At 67.6% G+C, this 2,474-nt stretch carries 2 protein-coding genes; both read right to left on the reverse strand.

All coding sequences use genetic code 11. From position 1 onward, the window contains the following. Nucleotides 1-123: 123 nt before the first annotated feature. Nucleotides 124-864 carry an IS21-like element helper ATPase IstB gene (istB, locus tag ACESMY_RS23605; RefSeq protein ID WP_372787086.1) on the reverse strand — a complete coding sequence of 247 codons (741 nt, stop codon included), beginning with the start codon at nt 862-864 and terminating at the stop codon, nt 124-126. An 11-nt stretch (nt 865-875) separates the two neighbouring features. Next, nucleotides 876-2,414 (reverse strand): IS21 family transposase, encoded by a 1,539-nt coding sequence (gene istA / locus ACESMY_RS23610; RefSeq protein ID WP_372787087.1) that lies wholly within the window; start codon nt 2,412-2,414, stop codon nt 876-878. Nucleotides 2,415-2,474: the final 60 nt, after the last annotated feature.

The following is a 2,474-nucleotide window of genomic DNA, read 5'->3' on the forward strand; positions in this document are numbered from 1 at the left end:
TGCGGATTCCGACGATGCCGCCCACTTATTCCGAGATGATCGCGCCCACCATTCCGAGATGATGCCGCCCATCTGAGGGGTCTTCGCTGGTGGGTTGATATAGGGGTTTGTCTGGGGTTGCGGTCAAGCCTTGGATTGCGGGGCGGAGCGGCGCAGGGAGTCGCCGCTGAGGTCGAGGCGGTGAGCGTTGTGGATCAGGCGGTCGAGGATGGCGTCGGCGTAGGTGGCCTCGCCGATGACACCATGCCAGTCGGCGACGGGCAGTTGGCTGGTGACGATGGTGGAGCGCCTGCCATACCGGTCTTCAAGGATCTCCAGCAGATCGTGGCGGGCCTGGGCGCCGAGCGGCTCCAGGCCCCAGTCGTCGAGGATCAGCAGGTCGGCGGCGCCAAGGCCCTTGAGGCGGCGTCCGGCGGTGCCGTCGCCGTGGGCGAGCGCCAGATCGTCGAATAGCTTGGGCACGCGGACATAGAGCACCGAACGATTGTCGCGGCAGGCCTTGTGGCCAAGCGCGCAGGCCAGCCAGCTTTTGCCGACGCCGGTTGGCCCGGTGATCACCAGGTTGTCGTGGGCGTCGATCCAGTCGCCCTTGACGAGGGTGGCCAGGAGGCCGCGATCGAGCCCGCGGTGGGCGCGGTAATCGATGTCCTCGGGGACCGCGTGATGGCGCAGCCTGGCGTGGCGCAGGCGCGCGCCCAGACGTTTGTCCTGTCGGTGGACGGCCTCTCGCTCCAGCAGCAGGGCCAGCCAGTCAGCGTGTCGCAGGCCAGCGGCCTCGTCGTTGGCGGCAAGGTCGTTGAAGGCCTTGGCCATGCCGTGCAGGCCAAGACTGTGCAACTGGTCGAGCGTGGGATGGATAAGCATGGGCATTCTCCTCAGTGGTAGTAGCCAGAACCGCGGATGTTGGGGTGCTGGATGGCCAGACCCGCGTCTTCGCCGCCGCCGACGCGGCGGACAGGTTGGCCGTCGAGCCGGTTGTCGAGGATCGACTTGACCGAGCCGTAGTTGCGCGCGCCGACCTGAAGGGCTCGAAGGCAGGCGGCCTCCAGACGGTGTGGGCCGAAGGGCTTGGCCAGGCGCACGATGCCGAGACAGGTGCGGAAGCCCTGTTCGGGATGGGGGCGATGCTCCAGGATCAGCTGGCAGAGCATCACCGTCGAGGGGCCGATCCGTTCGGCCTCGCGGATGATCCGCTCGATCGTCCAGTCGCTGTAGCGGCGATGGCTGGAGGGCATGTGCTCGGTGATGGTGGTGTGCTTGCCGTCGCCCGAGCCGCGCATGTGGGCGGCGATCCGTTCGCCTTGCAGGAACACCTCGACGGTCCGCGGCGTCAGCCGCACCTCGACGCTGGCGCGGGCATGGCGGTAGGGCACGGAGTAGAAGTGACCCTCGATATCGACGTGATAGTCGAGGCCGACCTTGCGCACCCGCCACTCGGCCAGGCCATAGGGCTCGGCTGGCAAGGCCTTGAGATGTGGTGCGTCGATCTCCTCGAACAGCTGACGACGGGTGCGGCCGACATGGCGCAGGAGGCGCTGGTCATTGAGGCGGATCAGCAACTCGGCGATGGCGGCGTTGACCTCGGCCAGGCTGGAGAAGCGCCGATGGCGCAGCCGCCCCAGCAGCCATCGCTCGACGATGCGCACGGCGGCCTCTACCTTGGCCTTGTCCCTTGGCCGCCGGGGCCGCGCCGGCAGAACGGCAGTGTCGTAATGCGCCGCCATCTCGCCGTAGGTCCGGTTGACCTGCGGGTCATAGAAGCAGGCCTTGATCACCGCGACCTTGGGGTTGTCCGGAACCAGTAGCCGGGCCGCGCCGCCGAAGTAGGCGAAGCTCTGGACGTGGGCGTCGATCCAGTCGGGCAGCTTCTCGGTCCAGCTGGCGTGGGCGAAGGACAGGCTGGAGCCGCCCATCACCGCCACGAAGATATGCGCCTCTCGCGTCGTGCCGGCCCGTGCATCAACGATCACCGGCACGGTGTCACCGGCGTAGTCGACGAACAGTTGGTCACCGCCCAGGTGGGTCTGGCGCATGGTGACCGGAAGGCGCGCTTCCCAGCCGCGGTAGAGGTCGCAGAACCGACTGTAGCGATAGCCGTCCGGGTTGGCCTCGATATATTCATCCCACAAGATCTGCAGGGTGACGTGCTTGCGCTTCAGCTCGCGGTTCAGCATCGCCCAGTCGGGCTCCGCCCGCCGGCGGTGGCCCTGCTTGGTTCCTGCCTCCCCGTAGAGCAGCGCCTCCAGATCGGCGTCGGCCATATCCAGGGGGAGCGGCCATGCCAGTCCACACCGCTCGAAGCGCCGGAACATCTCCCGCAGCGTCGAGGGCGCCACCCCGGTCCGTCTGGCCACCTCGCGGGTCGCCAGGCCGGCGTCCCGGCTCAATCTCAACATCTCGCGCACGTGGCGCATGGCGATCCTCTCCGTCGGCATCGGCCCCTCCAAAAGGAGGAAGCCTAAGGCCAACGAAGA

The organism is Phenylobacterium sp. (assembly GCF_041691455.1).
GTDB lineage: Bacteria > Pseudomonadota > Alphaproteobacteria > Caulobacterales > Caulobacteraceae > Phenylobacterium.